Source organism: Pseudonocardia sp. D17, assembly GCF_036984265.1.
In the GTDB taxonomy this organism is placed as follows: domain Bacteria; phylum Actinomycetota; class Actinomycetes; order Mycobacteriales; family Pseudonocardiaceae; genus Pseudonocardia; species Pseudonocardia benzenivorans.
The window spans coordinates 1-774 of the sequence record NZ_BPRG01000189.1 but is presented as its reverse complement, the minus strand read 5'-3'; the positions used below and the strand labels follow the sequence as shown (position 1 = coordinate 774).

Genomic DNA, 774 nt, shown 5'->3' with positions numbered 1-774 from the left:
CTGGTCGCGGGTGAGTCCTGGATCAAGCACACGATCCATATGAAGGGCTTCGATCAGTTCCACTCCACCGAGTATGAGGAGGGCGCCGGTGTCTTCCTGGACTGTGTGCGGGCGGCGGGTCATGAGTTGACGTATGTGCGGGGACACGAGATCAGTGCGTTGTTCCCGAAGTCGGCGGAGGCGCTCGACGCGTTCGACGTGGTTGTGATCTCCGATATCGGGTCGAACTCGTTCCTGTTGCCGGACGAGACGTTCCTGCGTTCGGAGAAGTCTCCGAACAAGCTCTCGCTGGTGGCGGATTATGTGGGCCGTGGTGGTGGGCTGGTGATGGTCGGGGGGTACCTGTCGTTCACCGGGATCGACGGGAAGGCGCGTTATGGGATGAGCCCGTTGGCGGAGGTGTTGCCGGTGGGCTTGATGGCCACCGACGACCGGGTTGAGGTTTCTGACGGGTTGAAGGTGGACGTGTGCGATCCGGCTCACCCGGTGTTGGGCGGCACGCCGGCGGAGTGGCCGATGTTGCTGGGCTACAACCGGACGTTCCCGAAGGAGGGTTCCACCGTGGTGGCGCGGGCTGGTGATGACCCGTTGCTGGTGGTGGGGGAGTACGGCCGGGGTCGGTCTGTGGCTTTCGCCTCGGACCTTGCTCCGCACTGGGCTCCGCCGGAGTTCGTGGAGTGGGAGCACTATGCGGTTCTGTGGACGTCGATACTGTCCTGGGCCGCGGGTGGTTCCCGAGGTCAGTGAGAGCCCCTGAGAGCCCCTGAGAGCCCC

1 protein-coding gene is annotated in these 774 nt (G+C 64.3%); it reads left to right on the top strand.

The window, feature by feature from the left end; all coding sequences use genetic code 11:
• Nucleotides 1-747: glutamine amidotransferase (locus PSD17_RS25975; protein ID WP_339124972.1), on the top strand; the 747-nt coding region annotated here is incomplete at its 5' end.
• Nucleotides 748-774 lie beyond the last annotated feature (27 nt).